Below are 1,389 nucleotides of genomic sequence, written 5' to 3' on the forward strand. Positions count from 1 at the left end.
CTGATAATCATCTAGCCGACCCCGCCCCAGAGGCTACAGTTGGGTGTGAGAATCCAGCAACCACAGCCCCGAGGGGAGGAGTCGACAATGAAACTCTACGGCGGAATCGACCTGCATTCAAACAATAACGTCATCGCTCTGACTGACGAGAACGACCGGATGATTTACCGCAAGCGCTTGCCCAACGACGTGGAGACGGTCTTGGCCGCACTGGCGCCGTATCGAGACGCGCTCAGCGGTCTCGTAGTTGAATCGACCTACAACTGGTACTGGCTGGTCGATGCGCTGATGGAAGCGGGCTATCGAGTGCACCTGGCCAATACCGCAGCGATCGTGCAATACAGCGGGCTGAAGTACAGCGACGACGACACCGACGCGGCCTGGTTGGCCAAGCTGCTGCGCCTCGGACTGCTGCCCGAGGGCTATATCTACCCCAAGGCCGAGCGGGCGGTGCGCGATCTGCTGCGCCGGCGCCAGCGCCTGGTCCAGCAGCACACGGCCAACATCTTGGCGGTGCAGAACCTCTTCTCGCGTAACCGCGGGCGCTCCATCAGCGCCAACGAGGTGCGGCGCTTGACGCCGGAGTCGGTCGCCGAGTTGGTCGCCGATCCCCACCTAGCGTTGGCGATCCAGAGCACCGTTCTGGCCATGCGCGGCCAGCAGGCAGCGATCGAGCTGCTCGAGCGCGAAGCCTGGCGGCAGACAAAGGCGACGCCGACCTGGCGAGCGCTGCAAACCGTCAGCGGCATCGGGCGCATCCTCGGGCTGACCATCGTGCTGGAGACCGGTCCCATCGAGCGCTTCGGGCACGTCGGGCACTATGCCTCCTACTGTCGTTGCGTCGGCAGCCAGCACGTCTCCAACGGCAAGCAGAAGGGCCAGGGCAACACCAAAAACGGCAACAAATACCTCGCTTGGGCGTACGTCGAGGCGGCCAACTTCGCCGTGCGCTACAACCCGCAGATCAAGCGCTATTACCAACGCAAGCGCGCCAAGACCAAGGCCGTGGTGGCGACCAAGGCGGTCGCCCACAAGCTGGCACGCGCCTGTTACCACATTCTGCGCGAGGGCAGCGAGTTCGATGTGAACCGCGCCTTCGCCTGAACCAAATCGGGCATGCCTCGGTGAGCTCGGACACGGGGTTGGCGACCAGCCACCAGATCTGATTGAGCCCCGAGGCATTCCCGCCGAGGATTGCAACCGACACGGAGCGACAGCGTATGTGACCGAGACGCCCCCGCCGCTGAGCCACAACGGGGTTGGGTGCGCTCCACAGGAGCGTCAGCCAGAGATCTGTGAACGCACGGCCCGCCTCCAGGCATGGCCGTGTACCACTTGGACCTTGGCGGGGTACTGACGATTTTCTGGGGCTCGCATGAGCCACGGGCA

The 1,389-nt window shown here is 63.9% G+C and carries 1 protein-coding gene; it reads left to right on the forward strand.

Going from position 1 to position 1,389, the window contains the following annotated elements:
- Nucleotides 1-87: 87 nt before the first annotated feature.
- Nucleotides 88-1,104 (forward strand): IS110 family RNA-guided transposase, encoded by a 1,017-nt coding sequence (locus tag ABC977_RS18110; RefSeq protein ID WP_369668670.1) that lies wholly within the window; start codon nt 88-90, stop codon nt 1,102-1,104.
- Nucleotides 1,105-1,389 lie beyond the last annotated feature (285 nt).

The sequence above is a fragment of the Thioalkalicoccus limnaeus genome, assembly GCF_041197575.1.
Taxonomy (GTDB): Bacteria; Pseudomonadota; Gammaproteobacteria; order Chromatiales; family Chromatiaceae; genus Thioalkalicoccus; species Thioalkalicoccus limnaeus.